At 65.0% G+C, this 18,736-nt stretch carries 18 protein-coding genes and 1 pseudogene; 8 read left to right on the forward strand and 11 right to left on the reverse strand.

The genetic code is table 11. The features are described 5' to 3' along the window. Nucleotides 1-6: 6 nt before the first annotated feature. On the reverse strand, nt 7-1,374 hold the full coding sequence (locus CFB41_RS31425; protein ID WP_089443721.1) for a replication initiation protein: 1,368 nt from the start codon (nt 1,372-1,374) through the stop codon (nt 7-9). Between the two features lie 441 nt (nt 1,375-1,815). Between CFB41_RS31425 and CFB41_RS37865 the strand changes: the two genes are divergently transcribed. Together CFB41_RS37865 and CFB41_RS31435 are read left to right on the forward strand one after the other, a co-directional pair. Then, nucleotides 1,816-2,544, forward strand: coding sequence for a hypothetical protein (locus tag CFB41_RS37865; protein ID WP_144029978.1), 729 nt, complete (start codon nt 1,816-1,818; stop codon nt 2,542-2,544). 652 nt (nt 2,545-3,196) lie between these two features. After that, nucleotides 3,197-4,378 carry a DNA-binding protein gene (locus CFB41_RS31435; protein ID WP_089459272.1) on the forward strand — a complete coding sequence of 394 codons (1,182 nt, stop codon included), beginning with the start codon at nt 3,197-3,199 and terminating at the stop codon, nt 4,376-4,378. A gap of 136 nt (nt 4,379-4,514) precedes the next feature. On the opposite strand, the gene CFB41_RS31440 is transcribed toward CFB41_RS31435, so the two are convergent. From CFB41_RS31440 to CFB41_RS31450, 3 genes are all read right to left on the reverse strand, one after another. Continuing rightward, a complete protein-coding gene (locus CFB41_RS31440; protein ID WP_089443719.1) occupies nt 4,515-5,534 on the reverse strand; it encodes a tyrosine-type recombinase/integrase in 1,020 nt (339 codons plus the stop codon). 102 nt (nt 5,535-5,636) lie between these two features. Then, nucleotides 5,637-6,017, reverse strand: a complete 381-nt coding sequence (locus CFB41_RS31445; RefSeq protein WP_089443718.1) for a DUF2471 family protein — start codon at nt 6,015-6,017, stop codon at nt 5,637-5,639. A 148-nt stretch (nt 6,018-6,165) separates the two neighbouring features. Then, on the reverse strand, nt 6,166-6,777 hold the full coding sequence (locus CFB41_RS31450; protein WP_089443717.1) for a helix-turn-helix domain-containing protein: 612 nt from the start codon (nt 6,775-6,777) through the stop codon (nt 6,166-6,168). Nucleotides 6,778-6,938: 161 nt separating this feature from the next. On the opposite strand from CFB41_RS31450, the gene CFB41_RS31455 reads away from it, so the two are divergent. Together CFB41_RS31455 and tdh are read left to right on the forward strand one after the other, a co-directional pair. After that, entirely contained in the window at nt 6,939-8,138 is a 1,200-nt protein-coding gene (locus CFB41_RS31455) for a glycine C-acetyltransferase (RefSeq protein ID WP_089459273.1), read from the forward strand. 13 nt (nt 8,139-8,151) lie between these two features. Next, nucleotides 8,152-9,180, forward strand: coding sequence for an L-threonine 3-dehydrogenase (gene tdh / locus CFB41_RS31460; protein ID WP_011356765.1), 1,029 nt, complete (start codon nt 8,152-8,154; stop codon nt 9,178-9,180). A 397-nt stretch (nt 9,181-9,577) separates the two neighbouring features. On the opposite strand, the gene CFB41_RS31465 is transcribed toward tdh, so the two are convergent. Next, complete coding sequence (locus CFB41_RS31465; protein ID WP_256941308.1) at nt 9,578-9,994, reverse strand: hypothetical protein; 417 nt, start codon at nt 9,992-9,994, stop codon at nt 9,578-9,580. After that, nucleotides 9,991-10,629: a GNAT family N-acetyltransferase gene (locus CFB41_RS31470; protein ID WP_089459275.1), complete on the reverse strand. Its 639-nt coding sequence runs from the start codon at nt 10,627-10,629 to the stop codon at nt 9,991-9,993. The genes CFB41_RS31465 and CFB41_RS31470 overlap by 4 nt, the downstream gene beginning before the upstream one ends. A gap of 182 nt (nt 10,630-10,811) precedes the next feature. Between CFB41_RS31470 and CFB41_RS31475 the strand changes: the two genes are divergently transcribed. Both CFB41_RS31475 and CFB41_RS31480 read left to right on the forward strand, forming a co-directional pair. Next, nucleotides 10,812-11,417 (forward strand): TetR/AcrR family transcriptional regulator, encoded by a 606-nt coding sequence (locus CFB41_RS31475; RefSeq protein WP_089459276.1) that lies wholly within the window; start codon nt 10,812-10,814, stop codon nt 11,415-11,417. 63 nt (nt 11,418-11,480) lie between these two features. Further along, nucleotides 11,481-11,960 (forward strand): nuclear transport factor 2 family protein, encoded by a 480-nt coding sequence (locus tag CFB41_RS31480; protein WP_039344601.1) that lies wholly within the window; start codon nt 11,481-11,483, stop codon nt 11,958-11,960. A 530-nt stretch (nt 11,961-12,490) separates the two neighbouring features. Here CFB41_RS31480 and CFB41_RS31485 read toward each other — a convergent pair. Then, the gene (locus CFB41_RS31485; protein ID WP_089459277.1) at nt 12,491-13,576 is read right to left on the reverse strand and encodes a tartrate dehydrogenase; all 1,086 of its coding nucleotides are present in this window, start codon (nt 13,574-13,576) and stop codon (nt 12,491-12,493) included. A gap of 117 nt (nt 13,577-13,693) precedes the next feature. Between CFB41_RS31485 and CFB41_RS31490 the strand changes: the two genes are divergently transcribed. Continuing rightward, a complete protein-coding gene (locus CFB41_RS31490; RefSeq protein ID WP_089459278.1) occupies nt 13,694-14,617 on the forward strand; it encodes a LysR substrate-binding domain-containing protein in 924 nt (307 codons plus the stop codon). A 158-nt stretch (nt 14,618-14,775) separates the two neighbouring features. Here CFB41_RS31490 and argC read toward each other — a convergent pair whose 3' ends face one another. Next, complete coding sequence (gene argC / locus CFB41_RS31495) at nt 14,776-15,723, reverse strand: N-acetyl-gamma-glutamyl-phosphate reductase (RefSeq protein ID WP_089459279.1); 948 nt, start codon at nt 15,721-15,723, stop codon at nt 14,776-14,778. Between the two features lie 120 nt (nt 15,724-15,843). Between argC and CFB41_RS31500 the strand changes: the two genes are divergently transcribed. Then, a complete protein-coding gene (locus CFB41_RS31500) occupies nt 15,844-16,728 on the forward strand; it encodes a LysR family transcriptional regulator (RefSeq protein WP_089443708.1) in 885 nt (294 codons plus the stop codon). A 75-nt stretch (nt 16,729-16,803) separates the two neighbouring features. Here the strand turns inward: CFB41_RS31500 and CFB41_RS31505 are convergent, their stop codons facing one another. The 3 genes and pseudogenes from CFB41_RS31505 to CFB41_RS31515 all read right to left on the reverse strand — a co-directional run. After that, nucleotides 16,804-17,268, reverse strand: coding sequence for a hypothetical protein (locus CFB41_RS31505; protein WP_089459280.1), 465 nt, complete (start codon nt 17,266-17,268; stop codon nt 16,804-16,806). Between the two features lie 60 nt (nt 17,269-17,328). After that, nucleotides 17,329-18,546: a patatin-like phospholipase family protein gene (locus CFB41_RS31510; RefSeq protein WP_179243675.1), complete on the reverse strand. Its 1,218-nt coding sequence runs from the start codon at nt 18,544-18,546 to the stop codon at nt 17,329-17,331. Continuing rightward, a pseudogene (locus CFB41_RS31515) lies at nt 18,543-18,736 on the reverse strand (3-hydroxybutyrate dehydrogenase); the annotation flags it as partial. The gene CFB41_RS31510 and the pseudogene CFB41_RS31515, both read right to left, overlap by 4 nt.

Consider the following 18,736-nt stretch of genomic DNA (forward strand, 5'->3'; position numbering starts at 1 on the left):
CGGGCCTCAGGCGGCCCGCGACTGATTCAGCGTGAACGACAGCAGGTCGCCGTCCGTCGGCTCGCCCCAGGTCCTCTGGGCCAGCCAGTCGAAAAAGGCCGTCTCGGCCAGCTTGGAATCGAGGCCGCGCTTGCGCCAGTCATCGCGCAGATGCGTGCCCATCGTCGGCAGCGCCTCCGATTCGAACGACTCGCGCGCCACTTCGCGCTCCGCGTCGCCCTGCTCTTCGTACAGCACCTTCGCTTCCTTGCGGCGGAACGCCGCGAACTCGCTCAGCAGGCGTGCCTTCAGATCGTCCGGCTGGGCCGCGGCAATCTTCGGGGACGGCGTGCCGGCAGGCAGCGTGTCGACCGACTCGACCGGCGGCGCATACCCCTTCTTCAGCGCATCCTTGAACAACGCCGGCGCGCTGCGCACCGGCGGCAGCGTCGTGCTGCGCATCCGCTGCTCGGTCATCTGCAGTGCGGCACGAATGCGGTTCTCCTCGCTGTCCGCATAGAGCGTCTGCGCTTCCTTCAACGGGATCCCGAGCTTCACCATCCGGTCGACCAGCGTGCTGTCGAACACGTTCGGGTGTTCGTCGAGCGCGAGCATCGGCTGCTTGCGTTCGGTCACGCGGAACTGGATCTCCGCGACCCGGCGCCCTTCACGGTGCTCGATCAGCTCGACGAAGATGTTGGTGACTGCGTTGACTTCCGCGATCGCGGGACGCAGATAGTCGCGCTTGAAGTACTTGTACTCGCGCTTCGCCTCGTCGCCGGCTTCCGTGTCGGGCGTGCCCGACAGGATCGGCCGCCACCATTCCCACGGCTCGCGCATCGTCAGGTGGCTCGGGTTCGTCAGGTAGCGCACGCAGATTTCGTACAGCGCGAGACCGGCGCTGCTGCGCAGCTGGCTCTGGAACTGCAGGCTCAGGCGCGCGTACTGGACCGGGTCGAGCAGCTTCTTCTTGATCTTCGGCGCGAACGAGAATTCGACCCACACGCGGCGGGTGGTCGGATCCTCGAGAATTTCCGCGTCGGCGATCAGCGTCGAGATCCCCCACTTGCGGCCCGGCTTCTGGCTCGACGTCCCAGTGCTCCATTCGACCTGCACCGACACCATACGGCGCAGGTGTTCCTTCACCAGCGCGGTGTCGTTCGAATCGAAGGCGGAGTTGGCGACGATGTCCGACAGCAGCGCGCGATACGTATCGCCCGAGTCGTCGGCCTGCTGCGCCACGGCCAGCAGGACATTGAACAGCTTGCGAGTGAGGAGCGTGATCTTGCCGCTCTTCGGCTGAATTGCGATCGCCTCGACGGCCTTCCGCAATTCGGCTGAACTGGCACTCACCACATCCACATCGGTTTTCTTGGCGCGCTTCGTCGTGGCCATACGTCGGGTCGGAGGAGAAGTTTTCCGGAAGGATAGCGCCTGCGGTGAAGTGCGTCCAGAACGACATGCTCACCATAGCGGGTGAAGTGCGCGTGCAAAACGGCACTCACCCCAGGCGCTCCCGAAAACTCTCACCGCTCCTGATTTACAGCGTTCCGGACTCGTCCAGACGTGCTGCGGGATGCGCCGATTCACAGAATTTCACCTGTGCACGACACGTGCGGAATGAGCTCCCGTATCGGCTCACCTTTCGATTTGTCGTAATTTTACGACTGCGCAGCTGTGCGTTCGGCACAGCGTTGCGATCCCACGTCGGCACGCGTCCCCGATCGCCCTCCATCGGCCTGTATGCATGTACAGGCGTGACCTGGCAGGAAATCGGAATCGGATCCGACATCCCGAAAGACGCCTGCGAAACCGGCCCGCGCGACCCGATCAAGCATGCTTTTCCGGGCCGGGCGCGCATTGTACAGCGCACAAACCGTATCGGGCCCCGAAAATACTCACCTTGAGCACAGTGATTTCATTCGTCCGGATATCGGCGAATGCCCGACACGCGGGGGATTCACTCCCAAGGCCTCCCGAAAACGCTCACCTTACCCAAAAATCGCTGTGCTGCTACAGGCAGGGAAACGACTCCCGAAAAACCTCACCGTAACCGCCTCGGTATCAAAAACCCCAATGCCTTCCGATACTTATGCACAGATGGCATTTGGCTGTGCACCGCCGACATCCCCCGAAAAGCCTCACCTTTCGACGGAAATCCTTCATACGACAACCTCATGTCGGGCCCCGAAAAATCTCACCTGTGCCAAAAAGTGGCACAGCAAAAACGAGATTTCTTCCAGTCCTGGCGGGCTTTTCGACGAATTCAGCCATTCACCGGTCCCGAAAAACCTCACCTTTGCCCATTTTTCGGGCAAATTCCATTCCCGAAAAGTCTCACCTGTGGCCGGCATCACAGCCTGTGATCGGGGCCCCGAAAAATCTCACCTCAAGGAGGTCCGGGCAGGAAAACCCGAATTTCCCTCCCGAAAAACCTCACCTTTAGGGCTTCACAGGCCCCCACAGGCGCTTTTGCTGTGCAAAATGGCGGTCGTTTCCCGGAAATCCTCACACCAAATTCCCGTGGAGTCCCGTGAAACCTCACCTTTCAGAAAAACTGCCTAAAAGATGGGCAGAATCGGGGCACGAAGAAGGTCCCGCAAATTCTCACCTGTGTCTGCACAGGCAGAAAACTGTGCAGCGAGGCACCGCGTGGGTTCTGTGGCTGTGAGGCCCCGAAAAACCTCACCTTTGGTAAATCTCGTGTTTCACTGTGATCCCGAATCCGCTCACGACCTTTCCCGCAACGGCTCACGCAGCTCCCTGAACCCCATCACGTCAGCTCCCGCAGGAGATCACCTTGGCTCCCGTAAAACTTCACCTTGTCGGCCGGAAAGCCTTGCCGCATAAGGCTGTGCCGTGGCGTTAACGTTTTTAACTAAGGGTTCAAGGGTGTTTACTTCTAATACTCTCAAGACATCGGCTGACGAGTTTTCCACAGACACCCCAACCCCTGACCACCGACAGGCAATCGGATCCGCTGTCATGTGAAACAAATGCCGAAATTCGGGGTCCGCAGGAAAATGCTTGCAAGACAAGGACTTGGCTGACTTTCTTCGCTTTGTTTCACGGAATCTTCGGCCACGGTCGTCTGGATCGGCTCACAGACCCGCTTTCTGTGCAAAGCGACGTAAATTCACAACGGCAAGCCGAAAGAAGTATCGATAGATACGTATTTCGTTATGATTGCAACATTTGAATGTCTGCGAGCACAGAGATGACCCTCGACGAAATACGCCAGGCCATTCGGGACGAACTGGAATCGCTGCGTGCAAGCGGTGCGCGACGGCAGGAACTGTCGCTGCACGCATGCAAGCGGTTGTTCTTCGATCTTGGCATCAGGCCGTCGGCTGCCAATGTCCGCGATCTCACCCAGACCGGCAGCGCCAGCGATATCCCGAAAGACATCGACCATTTCTGGGAGCGCATCCGTTCCGCCTCCAAAATCAGGCTAGACGGTGCCGCGATCCCCAAAGCCGTCGAGGAAAAGGCGGGTGCACTGCTCGGCGCACTCTATGAAGAAGCGTTGAAAGCCGCGCGGGACAGTCTGGATGCAGATCGCGAGCAGGTTCGCGCCGGCGTTGCCGACGCCGAACAGCGGTTGCGCGACGCAACCGTCCGCCAGGAGACGCTCGAAGCCGCGCTCGCGCGTGGCGAAGCGAAAAACGAGCAGTTGCAGGCACGCGTGACCGAACTCGAGGTCCAGCTCGCGTCGCAAACGACGCACGGTTCGGCCAGCGAGGCGACGTTGCTCACCACAGTCGCCCGACTGGAGAAGGAGCTGGCCGCGGCCGCCGGACGCGTCGAAGCCGAGCAGACGCAAAATGCGGCGCTGCGCGACCGCATCGATGCGCTGCAGGCCGAACTGCAGCAGCGCACCGAGCACTACGCGCAACAAATCAAGGACGCCGTGGCTGAAGCGGAACGCCGCGTGAAGCCGATGCTGGTCGAGCTGGATTCGCTGCGCAGCATGGCGTCGACCTACCAGAGCGGTTTGCGCGACGTTCAGCGCAAGGAGTTCGATTTCCTGCAGCAGTTGAGTTCGGCCAAGGCACGTGCCGACCGGCTCGAAGAACAGTTGCGCAGCCAGGGTGATGAACTGGAACGTGCGACGCGCGATGTGAGTTCGTTGCGCGCGAGCCGCGGCATGAGTCCGGAAATCGCCGCGCTGATCCGCCGTCTGGCCGATGCCGGGCAACTGGATGCGGAGGCGTTTGCCGCGATCGGCACGTCGCTGGATCAGGAGATTCCGGTGCCGGCCCATTGTCCGCATTGCGACGGTGAGCCGGAGCTGTCACACGGCGAAGAAGGTTTCGAAGTGGCCTGCCCCGAGTGCGAGCATGCTTCGGGCGCATGGCCGTCCCGATTCGAAGCGGTCGCGCGATTCGCGCACACGTGACGCCCGCACAGGCCGTGCGGCACAGGTGAGACGATCCGGGGAGCTTGAGGTGAGGTTTTTCGGGAGCTGTGAAACGGTGAGGCTACGCCACACAAGGCTGCTCACGCATCGCTTCGCGTGAGCAGCGCATTCGTGATCAGTGAGTTTCGTCGCTGTCGGACGCGTCACCGTTGCCGTCGGCCAGACCGTCGCGCCAGTTCTTCCATGCACGATGCAGGCGGTTCGACGAGATCGGCCGCATGAAGCCCAGCCATTTACCGACCCGTTCGGGCGGCACGTCGTGTTCGAACAGTTCGGCCGCGTAGGTATTGCGCAGCGTTTGCGGGCTCGCGCGCGCGGTGCGCGACGACGTGAGCCCGGCGGATTCGACGATCGCGTCGATCGCGCGCAGCATCGTCGCCTTGTGCATCGGCCGCCCGGCATGGGATGCGGGGAACACGAGCTCCCCCGGAATCTCCTGGCGCTTGCGCTCGGTGAGCCAGGCTTCCAGCAGGGCGATCGCGAACGATGCCAGGTGAGTTTCGCGTGCGAAATCCGGATGCGTCGACTCGATCCGCAGTGACGTTCCACTCGTATTGATGCAACTAATCGTAAGCGCGCGCGCTTCGCCGGTTTTGATGCCGGCACCGAGAAAGGCGGCAACGAGTGCGCGGTCGCGCCGCTCTTTCCAGTACGCGGAACCGGATACACCGATCGGCGAGAACAGGTACGCGAGCAACGTCGCGCGCTCGGCCGGCGTGAGGAAACCGGTCGGTTCGTTGTCGCGCGCCTTGCGCCAGTTCGCTTCGCCGTCCTGAGCAATGAACCGGGCCGGGTTGGTCGACGCGTATTCGGTGCGGCGGATGTGGTCGAGCACGCGCTCGATCAGTCGCAGATAGCGCATTCGCTGGGTTTTCCGGATCGGCAGTTCGCCGACGAAATTCGCGATGGTTGCGGTATCGACCGTGGCCAGATTCTTCTGGTGCGCGCGCATCCAGGTGAGGAACGCGCCCCATTGAGCGCGGTAGACGTCGGCTGACGAGCGGCGATAGTCCTGCATTGCGAGCCAGGCATCGAATGCGGCTTCCGGCGAGACGATCCAGTCGGATGCGCCGCGGTCGAACAGATCTGTTTCTTCCGGGCGTGCCGGGGTGTCGGGAGAGGCGGGAAGAGACATGTGAGTTATTCCGTTAGTTGCGTATATGGTAGCCCTTTCCGCAACGTCTCGGGCAGCAAGAGGCTGGACAAGGCCGCCATACGCGGCGGCCCGGGCTGGGAATCAGTCGCCCCACGCCTTGGCCGGGCGATGAACGCGCGCGGGCGGCGCCGTGTCGTTCGACGCGGTTGACGCCGCTTCATACGCGAGAACCGCGAACGAAAATACGGCGGGCAGCGCATTCGAGCGCCCGAAGTCGATCGGATCGTCCGTTTCGGGAAACGTCATGTCCAACGGTCGCTCGAACAATTGACGCATGCCGGCCTCGTGCCGGCTGGCAAAGCCGAGATCGGCAAGCGCCTCGGCCTCGATGGCGTGCAGCAGCCGCCACGTCAGCGGGACGCGCTGGTGGATGTAGCGCCCGGCGATATGCCGGACGATCAGCTCGAGGTCGTGCGCGGCAGCCTTGAAGCTGAGCGCGGCCAAATCTTGTTCTTCTGTCATTGCAGGCTCCTGTCGACCGGGCTGGCGCCTCGGTGCGCCGGCTCCGGCCCATGCATGGCGGAATGTCCGTATACTGTACAAACATACAGTATTTTCCGCAACTGGCCTGCAACAGATCCTTTGGCCGTTTGGCCAGCTATGCGCGCCGTCAGCGATGGATCACGATCAGCAATGCCCGCGCTTCGGTCTTGCCGGGATTGCGGATTGCGTGCGGCTCGTCGGCCGGGTAGCGCGCGGTGTCGCCCACCTTCAGGCGCCGGCTGGCGGCCGCGGCTTCGATTTCCATCGCGCCCTGCAGCACGGTGAGGTGCTCGCGCGTGCCGGGTTCGTGGGCGTTCGATACCAGTGCACCGCCGCCCGGCAGCGTCAGCTCGTACCACTCGAACTTGCCGGCGAGGTCGATCGGGCCCCACACACGCAACTGGTAGCGGCCGTCGTGGCCGGCGAGTGTCGGGATGTCGTGCGGGCCGTCTACGCGGATCGTCTCGGGCGCCTTCGGCTGCGAGAACAGCTCGTCGAGCGTGATGCCGAGCGCGTTCGTCAGCCGCCACGCCACGGCGATCGTCGGGTTGGCCTTGTCGCGTTCGATCTCGGAGAGCATCGATTTCGATACGCCGGCCGCGCGCGACAGGTCGTCGAGCGTCAGCTTGCGTTCGTTGCGCAGCCGCTGGATCTGCTCGCCGACACGCGGCGGCGTTGCGGCCGGCGGTTGCGGGGCGGCGCTGGCGGGCGTGCGCCGCGAACCGGAGGAACTTGCCATTTGGATTCCGTTCGCTTAGAGTTGTTCGATATTTCGAATTCTAGTTCGGAATATCGGATAAATGCGGTCAACCGAACGACCGACTATAACAGTAGCAGGCCGCTGCCCCGCCGCCACGAGTGGCGCGTTGCGGAATGCGAAACCCTGTCAGGAGCTTTGCGATGCGTGATGCCTTTCTCGCCCAGGTGCGCGGGACGCTGGACCAGATCCGTGCGGACGGTTTTTACAAGACCGAGCGCGAGATCGCGAGTCCCCAGGCGGCGGACGTGCGGCTCGCCGGTGGTGCCGGCGTGCTCAATTTCTGCGCGAACAACTATCTGGGTCTGGCGAACGATTCGCGCCTGATCGACGCGGCGAAGGCCGGCCTCGACCAGGACGGCTTCGGCATGGCATCGGTACGCTTCATCTGCGGCACGCAAACCGTGCACAAGCAACTGGAAAGCGCGCTGGCCGCGTTTCTCGGCACCGAGGACAGCATCCTCTATTCGAGCTGCTTCGACGCGAACGGCGGGCTGTTCGAGACGCTGCTCGACGAGAACGACGCGGTGATCAGCGACGAGCTGAACCACGCGAGCATCATCGACGGCGTTCGCCTCTGCAAGGCGAAGCGCTTCCGCTACAAGAACAACGACCTGGCCGACCTCGAGGCGAAGCTCAAGGAGGCCGACGCGGCGGGCGCGCGCCACAAGCTGATCGCGACCGACGGCGTGTTCTCGATGGACGGCATCATCGCCGATCTCAAAGGCATCTGCGATCTCGCCGATCGTTACGGCGCGATCGTGATGGTCGACGATTCGCACGCGGTCGGCTTCATCGGCACGCAGGGCCGCGGCACGCCCGAGCACTGCGGCGTCGAAGGCCGCGTCGACATCATCACGGGCACGCTCGGCAAGGCGCTCGGCGGTGCATCGGGCGGCTATGTCGCCGCGCGTCGCGAGGTCATCGAACTCCTGCGCCAGCGCTCGCGCCCGTACCTGTTCTCGAACACGCTCACGCCGAGCATCGCCGCGGCATCGCTGAAGGTGCTGGAGCTGCTCGGCAGCGACGAAGGCGCGAAGCTGCGCGAGCGCGTGCGCGAAAACGGCGCGCGGTTCCGCCAGCAGATGACCGAAGCCGGCTTCACGCTCGTGCCCGGCGCGCATCCGATCATCCCGGTGATGCTCGGCGACGCGCAGCTCGCGACGAACATGGCCGACAAGCTGCTCGACGAAGGTGTCTACGTGATCGGCTTCTCGTTCCCTGTCGTACCGCGCGGCCGCGCGCGCATCCGCACGCAGATGAGCGCCGCGCATACGCCCGAGCAGATCGACCAGGCGGTCGCCGCGTTCGTGCGCGTCGGCAAGTCGCTCGGCATCATCTGACGGAGGCGCGATCATGAAAGCACTGGCAAAGCTCGAGCGCGGCCCCGGCCTCACGCTCACGCGCGTGAAGCGCCCCGAAGTCGGCCACAACGACGTTCTGATCAAGATCCGCCGCACGGCGATCTGCGGCACCGACATCCATATCTGGAAGTGGGACGACTGGGCGCAGAAGACGATTCCCGTGCCGATGCACGTCGGCCACGAATATGTCGGCGAGATTGTCGAGATGGGGCAGGAAGTGCGCGGCTTCGCGATCGGCGATCGCGTGTCCGGCGAAGGCCACATCACGTGCGGGTTCTGCCGCAACTGTCGCGCGGGGCGCCGGCATCTGTGCCGCAACACGGTCGGCGTCGGCGTGAACCGCGAAGGCGCGTTCGCCGAGTATCTGGCGATTCCCGCGTTCAACGCATTCAAGATTCCACCCGAGATTTCCGACGACCTCGCATCGATCTTCGATCCGTTCGGCAACGCGACGCACACGGCGCTGTCATTCAACCTCGTCGGCGAAGACGTGCTGATCACCGGCGCCGGCCCGATCGGCATCATGGCCGTCGCGATCGCGAAGCACGTCGGCGCGCGCAACGTCGTCATCACCGACATCAACGACTACCGGCTCGAACTCGCGCGCAAGATGGGCGCGACGCGTGCGGTCAACGTCGCGCGCGAGTCTCTGCGCGACGTGATGTCCGACCTGCACATGACCGAAGGCTTCGACGTCGGCCTCGAAATGTCGGGCGTGCCGAGCGCGTTCACGAGCATGCTCGAGGCGATGAACCACGGCGGCAAGGTCGCGCTGCTCGGCATTCCGCCGGCGCAGACGGCGATCGACTGGAACCAGGTGATCTTCAAGGGGCTCGAGATCAAGGGCATCTACGGTCGCGAGATGTTCGAGACCTGGTACAAGATGGTCGCGATGCTGCAGAGCGGCCTCGACCTGTCGCCGATCATCACGCATCGCTTTGCGGCTGACGATTACGAGAAAGGCTTCGCCGCGATGTTGTCGGGTGAAAGCGGCAAGGTGATTCTCGACTGGACGGCCTGAGTGCCGAGAAGGGGCGGTGCGGCGTGTTTGCCGCCCGCCCCGTTTCTGTTTGACGTCTGCGTGTGCGAGTCGAAACACGCGAAGCCGCGCTCAAGGTGAGATTATTCGGGAGCTGTGTTTGCGCACCGAATCGCGGCACCGTCGCACATCGGTGACCTGCAATCGCACGTTCACTTCACCTGTCGGCAGTCGTCCCGCTACGCGCCATCACGCCGTTCGGCACTTGCTCCCCCTCTTCCGGGCACTTCCCTCCTGGCTTGCGGCGCGATGGTTCGCTACGTACGCCATGCGATGCCTCGCCGAACCGCACCATCAACCGTGAGCCTTCACGCGTCGTTGCGACTCACTCATGCGTAAAGCGATCGACATCGATGGATATCGACCGGTGCGCAGGCCGCTACTTGATCCGCTCACCATTCGCCCCTCGCGGGTCGAGCTGAAGACTCAACATGACGAGCCAGCGCTTCGGGCATTGCGGCGCGATGTCGGCCGGATCGCCGTGCGCGCCGGGAACGGTGACGAACCCGTGTTGCGCCGCGTATTGATAGGCGCGCAACGCGTCCGCCTGCAGCCAGAAGCTGACGAGCGCGCACGTGACGAAGCGGAACAGCAGCACCGTCGCGGCATCCGGCGCGAAGCCGGCCATCACCAGCAGGCTTTCGAACGCGAACGCCAGCGCTTGGGCGACCGCGATCGTGAGAAGCGTCAGCTTCAACACGCCGCGCAGCCGCCGCGCCGCGCGCAACCGTGCCTGCCGGACGTCGAGCCCGGTGTGATCGTCGTCACCCTCGCGCTTCGGCATATCGTGTTTCACGAAGCGGCTCCGACGTGCCGCGTAACGTCGAACTGCGTCGTATCGCCGGCAACGATGCGACCGCTCCCGACGCTGACGGATTTGCACAGGATCGCGCTGTCGTAGTTGTGTCCCGGAAAGCGCATCACGTCGACCGGCTGAAATCCTTCGCGGCGATAGAAATCGATGAGCCGGACGGCCGCAGATGGCGCGTCGAGCGCGAGGTGCGTCGCGCCGCGCGCGGCGGCCCGCCGTTGCGCGAACGCGAGCAGCGAACGGCCGATGCCGCGATCCTGCCAGACGGGATCGACGGCCAGTTGGCCGAGCGTCGCGACGTGCCGGCTGCGGTATGGATCGCAGCGGGAATCGGGATCGTGCGAACGCATCGTCATCGTCGCGACCAGGTGCGCATTGCCGAGCGCGACGAAGCACTCGCCGGTGAGCACGCGTTCGCGTGTCGCCGAGGCCGGCTGATCGACGCCCGGGCAATTGAAGCCCAGTGCGCCAAGCGATGCGAACGCGCGATGCAGCAGCGCGGTCAGCGCGTCGTACGAATCGCTGCGCGGGTCGAAGCGCCGCACGACGACGCGGCCGTCGAGCCGCTTCGCATAAGCCGCATAGGCGCGCGCGGGGCGCGCGGATTCCGGTCGCTGCATGATGTCCTTTCGCCCAGACAGGGTGACCGAAGTGTAGTGAGCGTCGCGCGTCCGCTTCAAGCAAAAATGTCGTAAACGCGGCGGGCCACGTCACGCGGCCAGGCCGCGATTCAGCCCTCTCGCCGACAGGGCTTTTCCATGCGGGTGTTGACGACGGAGAACGATCGTTCTACCGTAAACCCATGAACACACCTCACGACTCTTCCGCCGAACCGGGCGTTCGCGACCGGCTGCTCGATGCAGCCGAAGCGCTGATCTATTCGGGCGGCATCCATGCCACCGGCGTCGATGCGATCGTCAAGCGATCCGGCGCGGCCCGAAAGAGCTTTTATTCGCATTTCGAATCGAAGGAGGCGCTGGTCGTGGCCGCGCTCGAACGTCGCGACGAGCGCTGGATGCGCTGGTTCGTCGATGCCACGCTGGCGCGCGGCAAGGCGCCGCGCGTGCAGTTGCTCGGCATGTTCGATGTGCTGCGCGACTGGTTCGGGCAGCCCGACTTTCACGGCTGCGCGTTCCTCAACGCATCGGGCGAGATTCCCGACGCGGATGACCCCGTGCGCGTCGTCGCACGCGAGCACAAGGCACGCCTGCTGGCATTCGTACGCGAGCGGTTCGATGCGTATGCCGACGAAACCGGCATCGAGCGCCGCGGGCTCGCGCGTCTGGCGCGCCAATGGCTCGTGCTGATCGACGGTGCAATCGGCGTGGCGCTCGTAAACGGCGATGCAAACGCTGCGCGCGACGCGCGCGCAACGGCCGAACTGCTGCTCGACACGGTGTCCCGCTAGTCGAAGCAGCGAATCCGAACCGGCCGCGGGCGTCCGTGGCCAGAACCTGACCAGGAGCAACCCATGTCCGCTTCCCCTGAAGTCCGTCCGCCCGTTCCGCCCTTCACGCTCGAAACGGCGCGCCAGAAGGTGCGCGCCGCCGAGGACGGGTGGAACACGCGCGACCCGCAGCGCGTGTCACTCGCCTATACGCCGCAAAGCCGATGGCGCAACCGTGCGGAATTCGTGACCGGCCGCGACGAGATCGTCGGGCTGCTGCAGCGCAAGTGGGCGCGCGAGCTCGACTACCGGTTGATCAAGGAGCTGTGGGCGTTCGACGGCAATCGCATCGCGGTGCGCTTTGCATACGAATGGCATGACGACGCCGGCAACTGGTTCCGTTCGTATGGCAACGAAAACTGGGAGTTCGACGAGAATGGCCTGATGGCGCATCGTCACGCGAGCATCAACGACCTGCCGATTCGCGAGCAGGATCGTCTCTATCACTGGCCGCTCGGCCGCCGTCCGGACGATCATCCGGGGCTGTCCGATCTCGGGCTGTGACGCGCGCGTCGGCTCGACTCGGCGGATCGACGAACACGTCACCGGGATGCAACGGTGAGGAAATTCGGGAGTCGGTGCGCTGAGGGTGAGATTTTTCGGGAGGAGGTGAAATGTCGCGTCGGACTGTGTGTAGTGAGCCGTTCGACGCGGCATCGCATCGGGCAAAGCCAACGCGCCGCACATGTTGGCATCTCGTGATGCACGTGTCCGCATGCAACGGTGTGCTTCACGGCATAACGCATCTCACCGCATCTCACCGATCGAACAGCACCGGCAGTGGATTGACGATCGGTGTGCACGCGCGCGGTGTGCAACTCACCGATCGTGTCGACGTCAACGTCGACGGATAGCGAGAGCCGTGCGCGTTGCGGTGCGGCGTTGCTCACCACTCGACTCCACCGTGCAGGCGACGAAATTCGCACGCGTGCGCAAATGCGTTGCGTGTTGCTCACCGCTCACCGCTCGCCTATCACCGCTCGCCGATTCGCGCAGTCACCACCCGGCGCATGCGATCACGCCGGGCACGATCGTCAGCCCGCGATCCGCGCGGCGATCGCCTCACCCACTTCCTGCGTCCCCGCATTGCCGCCCAGATCGCGCGAATGCGGCCCCGTGCGCAGCACGTCCTCGATCGCGGCGACGATTGCGTCGTGCGCTTCGCGTTCGGGGCCCGCGCCGTTGCCGAGGAAGTCGAGCATCAACGCTGCCGACCAGATCATCGCGACCGGGTTCGCGATGAATTGCCCCGCGATGTCGGGCGCGGAGCCGTGCACGGGTTCGAACAGCGACGGAAACTTGCGGTCGGGATTCAGGTTCGCCGACGGCGCGATACCGATCGTGCCGGTACAGGCCGGCCCGAGATCCGACAGGATGTCGCCGAACAGGTTCGACGCGACGACGACGTCGAAGCGGTCCGGCTGCAGCACGAAGCGTGCGCACAGGATGTCGATGTGCTGCTTGTCGACGGCGACGTCGGGATAGCGTTCGGCCATCTCGGCCGTGCGCGCGTCCCACCACGGCATGCTGATTGCGATGCCGTTGCTCTTCGTCGCGACGGTGAGGCGCTTCGCGCGCCGCTGGGCGAGGTCGAACGCGAATTTCAGCACGCGCTCGGTGCCGTGACGCGTGAAGATCGACTGCTGCATCACGATCTCGCGTTCGGTGCCTTCGAACATCGTGCCGCCGACCGACGAATATTCGCCCTCGGTGTTCTCGCGCACGATCATGAAGTCGATGTCGCCTGCGCGGCGGCCGGCGAGCGGCGACGGCACGCCGTCGAACAGGCGTGCGGGACGCAGGTTGATGTACTGGTCGAACTCGCGGCGGAATTTCAGCAGCGAGCCCCACAGCGAAATGTGATCGGGCACCGTCGCCGGCCAGCCGACCGCGCCGAACAGGATCGCGTCCATGCCCGACAGTTGCGCCTTCCAGTCGTCCGGCATCATCGTGCCGTGCTGCGCGTAGTAGTCACAGCTCGCCCAGTCGATCTGGACGAAGTCGAAGCGCACGCCGAATCGTGCGGTCACGGCGTCGAGTGCGCGCAGGCCCTCGGGCATCACTTCGCGGCCGATGCCGTCGCCGGGAATCACGGCAATCTTGTAAGTCCTGTCGGTCATGCAAATCTCCTTGGCTGGGCGGCCGGCTGCCTCGGGCGGTAGCGGCGCGTTACATCATTCTATTTATTTCCATTCAGATTAAAATCGTGCGAAAGGTTAATCGACTTTCCACGAATCGTGAATAAATCGCCGAATCTGGACGACCTGCGCGTGTTCAGCCTGGTTGTCCGCCTGACCAGCTTCAGCGCGGCCGCCGAGCAGCTCGCGGTGTCGCCTGCCTATGTCAGCAAGCGCATCGCGTTGCTCGAGGCGCAGCTCGGCACGCGCCTGCTGCATCGCTCGACGCGCCGCGTGACGGTGACGGAAGCCGGCGAACGCGTGTACGCGCGCGCCGAGAAGATCCTCGATGACGTCGATCATCTCGTCGAGGACGTGTCGACCACGCGCACGGTGCCGCGCGGCACGCTGCGCATTTCGAGCAGCTTCGGCTTCGGCCGGCACATCATCGCGCCGGCGCTGCTCGACTTCACCGCGCGCTTTCCGCAGCTGAACGTGCGGCTCGATCTGTTCGACCGGCTCGTCGACGTCGCGGGCGAAGGCTACGACCTCGACGTGCGCATCGGCGACGAGATCGCCGATCACCTGATCGCGCGCCGCCTCGCCGCGAACTACCGCGTGCTGTGTGCCGCGCCCGACTATCTCGCGCGGCGCGGTACGCCGCGCTCGCTCGCGGATCTCGCGTCGCACGACTGTCTGGCCATCAAGGAGCGCGATCACCCGTTCGGCGTGTGGCGGCTGAACGTGCGCGGCGAAACGGCAACGGTGAAGGTCGGCGGCGCGCTGTCGACGAACCATGGCGAAGTGGCCGTGCAGTGGGCACTGGCCGGGCGCGGCATCGTGTTGCGTTCGATCTGGGAAGCCGCGCCGCTGATCGAACGCGGCGCGCTGTGTCGCGTGCTGCCGGACGCAATCCAGCCCGCGAACATCTGGGCCGTGTATCCGGAACGCGTGGCGGCGTCGGCGAAAGTGCGCGTGTGCGTGGATTTTCTGGTGGAGACGCTGGCCGGCTTGAATGCCGCCGCGGGTGACGACATGGCCTGAAACTGGTTAAAGGTGAGCTTTTACGGGGGCATGTGCGGAACGTCGGCAAGCCGCGTTTCCGGCTCGCCATCGCGTCGCGACCCGGTCGCGTCGAACGGTGACCCTCGCATCGCGGCCGCGATGTGTAGGGCCGGCCGACGAGGGTGCCCGCACGCGGCTTACGCCGCTTTCGCCACGCTTGCCGCGCCGAGCATCAGGTCGAGATTCTGCACCGCTGCGCCGGATGCCCCTTTGCCGAGATTGTCGAACACGGCGGACAGCAGTACCTGGCCGTGTTCGGCATTGATGAACACGCCGAGCCGCAAGTCGTTCGTGCCGTTCAGCGCTTGCGGATCGAGATGCGTGATCGCTTGCGTCTCCGCGAGCGGCGTGACGTCGACGTGACGCGCGCCGGCGTAATGGTGCGCAAGACACGCATGCAATTGCTCACCGGTCACGCCGGCAGGCAGCAGGCGCAACTCGATCGGCACGGTGAGCACGATGCCTTGCCGATAAGCACCGTAGGCCGGCACGAACATCGGACGACTCGTCAGGCCGGCATGCAGCTGGATCTCCGGCACATGCTTGTGCGCGAGTGCGAGGCCGTAGACCTGTAGCGGTTTGGCTTGCGAAGCATCGTTCGACTCGAATGCGTCGACGGCAGCCCGTCCGCCGCCCGAGTACCCGGAGACGGCATGGATGCTCACCGGGTAGTCGCGCGGCAGCAGGCCGGCCTGTTGCAGCGGTCGCAGCAGCGCGATCGCGCCGGTCGGGTAGCAGCCCGGATTGGTGACACGCCGCGCGTGCGCAATCGTCCGCGCGTGCCCGCCGGCCATTTCGGGAAAGCCGTAGACCCAATCCGGCTGCGTGCGATGGGCCGAACTCGCGTCGATCACGCGTACCGCCGGATTCCGGATGAAGCCGACCGCCTCGCGCGCGGCCGCGTCGGGCAGGCACAGGATCGTGATGTCGGCTGCGTTGATCGCTTCGGCGCGCCGCACGGGATCCTTGCGCTCGGCGTCCGGCAGCGTGATGAGTTGCAGGTCGGTACGCCCGCGCAGGCGTTCGTGGATCAGCAATCCGGTCGTGCCTTGATCGCCGTCGATGTAGACAATGGGCTGGCTCATGAGGGTCGCGTTCCTTCGGTTCGGTCGTCGGGAAAGCCGTATCGTCCGCCGAACACCTAGAATAGGAAAAGTTGAATTTGCTGACTGCCAGATTCAGTTTTCTTGAACGAGAGGTGAAGGATGCGAGAGATCAGCCTGGACCGCCTGCGCACGCTGGTCGCCATCGCGGACCACGGGTCCTTTGTCGCGGCGGCGCAATGGCTTCATCTCGCGCCGCCGACCGTCAGTCTTCACATTGCCGAACTGGAAAGCCGGATCGGCGCGCCGTTGCTGTCGCGTACGCGTGGAAACGTGCGGCCGTCGCCGATCGGCGAAGTGCTGGTGGAGCGGGCGCGCCGCCTGCTGGCCGAGGTCGAATCCACGCTGGACGATGTGCAGCGGCAGGTGCAGGGGCTGTCCGGGCGCGTACGCCTCGGGGCATCGACCGGGGCGATCGCGCATCTGTTGCCGCAGGCGGTGGCCCGGTTACGCGATGCGCATCCGGATATCGATGTCCAGATCGCGGTGCTCACGTCGCACGACACGCTGGCGCGCATTGCGCAGGGCACGCTCGATGTCGGATTGGTGGCGCTGCCGCAGACGGCGGTCGCGGGGCTGTCGATCCGTGCGTGGCGGCGCGATCCGGTGATGGCGTTTTTGCCGGCGGACTGGCCGCTTCCGGCGCGCGTGACGCCCGGCTACCTGGCCGCCCGCCCGCTGATTCTCAACGATGCGACCACGCGCCTGTCGCGGCTCACGACGGAATGGTTCGCGCTCGGCGGTCATCGGCCGGAGCCGCGGATCGAACTCAACTACAACGATGCGATCAAGAGCCTGGTCGCGGCGGGTTACGGCGCGACGCTGCTGCCGCACGAGGCGGGTGCGCCGCTACCCGACGCACGCATCGTCATGCGGGCGTTGCGCCCGGCGCTGTGGCGAGAGCTGGGGATTGCCCATCGGGCGGGGCCGGTCGAGCGGGCGACGCAGCACGTGCTCGATGCGTTGTGGGCGCTGAAGGCGCGCTAGCGCGCCGGCATTCGGGAACGTCGGTGCGGCCGGTCGTTCGTGCCGGCAGTACCTGCACATCCGCGGCAGGGCGCTTCAGAGCCGGTTGTCCTTCGCGAGCGTCAGCACGCGCGCCCAGCGCTGCGCATCGTGCTTGTCCGTCATCGGCAGCTTCCATTCGCTGCGCACGGCGTCGCGCACGCGCACGACGAGATGCCAGCGGCCGCCGATCGGTGCGGCCTGGCAGCCGTCGAGTTGCGACAGCGTATAGCGGCCGTCCGCGCCGTCGTGCGACAGCCACAGCAACCCCTGCGTCGCGGACACCCGCAACTCGCCCCACGCGCGGTGCACGACGTGGGTCCAGCCTTCTTCCTTCGTATTCGGTGCGATGTCGCGGCGGCGCTTGATCCACCACGCGACCAGCGCGATCAGGATCGCGGCGGCGAGCACGGCGGCCGCGATCGCGACCGGCTGGCCGAACTGCGCGGCGATGACGTGAAACAGGTGAACCGCGCCCCATCCGAGAGCGATGAGCGCGAACAGTGCAATGAAAATCGGCATGTCTGAACGGAGAAGAGGACGGACCGGCGCATGCATCGCGCCGATCCGTCGCACACGGCATTACCGCTTGCGGTGAATGTCGTGCGTCACGAAGCCCGCGTCGTTGTTGGGCAGCGCGAGGCCGTCCTTGACTGCGAGCGTCTTGCGGATGTCGTCGAGACCCGCGGACCAGTGGTCACGCATCGTCGACAGACCGAACTGATAGTCCTTGTAGTGATGCTCGTACGCCTTCTGTTGGTAGATCAGGTGCTGGATGTTGTACTTCTTGCTGCACGACATCGCATCGGCCTCGACGCACCACGGATCCGCCTTGCGCTGCGCTTCCGGTACCTGGTCGAGCACGTGGCGCAGCACGTTGCGGTAGCGCTGTTCGCGCTGCAGCGTGTCGGTGACGAAACGCGTGCGGCTCGAATACTGCACGTCCTTCGTGCGCTCGGCGACGTCGGCCATCGTGCGCGGCAGCGGCCCGCGCGCGCTCCACAGATCGACCTGGAACGCGAGCGTGTCGCGGCGCGGCCGGGCGCGGAGCACTTCCATCAGCGGCGTATTCGACACCACGCCGCCGTCCCAGTAGTACTCGCCGTCGATCTCGACCGGCGGGAACGCGGGCGGCAGCGCGCCGGACGCCATGAAATGCTCGGGCGCGAGACGGATGCGCGAGTTGTCGAAGTACACGAAGTTGCCGGTACCGACGTTGACCGCGCCGACCGACACGCGCGTTTCGCCCGAATTGATCCGGTCGAAATCGCACAGCTTCAGCAGCGTCGCGCGCAGTTGCGACGTGTCGTACCAGCTGATCTTCTCCGGATGATCCGACACGCCCGGCAGCGGCGGCGGGAAGCGCGGCACGAAGAAGCCCTGCTGGCCCTGCATCATCGCGCTCGCCGCCTGCGACGCGGTGAAGAACGTGCGGACCTGGTCGATGCTGTTGAACAGCGCGAACTCGAATGCGGCCGGAATCGTCGGGAAGAACGCCGGCTTGCAGATCGTTTCCCAGAACTCGCGCAGCCGCTCGACCCGATGCTCGGGCGCATTGCCCGCGATCAGCGCGGTGTTGAGCGCGCCGATCGAGATGCCCGCGATCCAGTCGAGCGGGATGCCCGCCTCGTGCAGCCCTTCGAACACGCCGGCCTGGTACGCGCCGAGCGCGCCGCCGCCTTGCAGCACGAGCGCGATCGTCTCGTACGGCAGCGTGCGCGCGGCGGCCGGTGCGCCGGCCTCGTGATGCAGGTCCGCCGCATCGACGGCCTGCTTTTCGGTGCGGGCGTGCGGCTTCATTGCATGAACCAGCCGTGGCTGACGATGAAGGACTGGCCCGTGAGCGCGGCGCTCGGGAAGGCAGACAGGAACAGCACCGTCTGCGCGACGTCCTGAACGGTCGTGAACACGCCGTCGACCGTATTGCCGAGCATCACCTTCTTCACCACTTCCTCTTCGCTGATCCCGAGCTCCTTCGCCTGCTCCGGAA

The sequence above is a fragment of the Burkholderia sp. AU33803 genome (assembly GCF_002223095.1).
Classification (GTDB): domain Bacteria; phylum Pseudomonadota; class Gammaproteobacteria; order Burkholderiales; family Burkholderiaceae; genus Burkholderia.